Genomic DNA, 239 nt, shown 5'->3' with positions numbered 1-239 from the left:
GCCCAGGGCGGACGGGATCGATCGCGACAAGGTGCCGGCAATGCCCCTCTTGTCGCGCGCCATTGCGTGCTTGCCGGCTCCCAGGGTGGATAGCGCCGAGCGCGCATATTCCAGGTAGCGTACGCCATCGCTGGTCAAACGCAGGCTACGTGACGAGCGCACGAAAAGCCGCGTTTCCAACGCCTCTTCCAGCCGCTAGAGCGCGGCGCTGGCCACCGCTGGCGTGAGGACGAGCTCAC

The 239-nt window shown here is 66.9% G+C and carries 1 pseudogene; it reads right to left on the bottom strand.

The features are described 5' to 3' along the window. Window positions 1-180, bottom strand: a pseudogene (locus KVT32_RS31415) (LysR family transcriptional regulator); the annotation flags it as partial. Between the last annotated feature and the right edge of the window lie 59 nt (window positions 181-239).

The sequence above is a fragment of the Achromobacter sp. GbtcB20 genome (genome assembly GCF_019091095.1).
Lineage (GTDB): Bacteria > Pseudomonadota > Gammaproteobacteria > Burkholderiales > Burkholderiaceae_B > Achromobacter > Achromobacter mucicolens.
The sequence above is the reverse complement of the archived record's forward strand: the minus strand, read 5'-3'. Positions and strand labels throughout refer to the sequence as shown.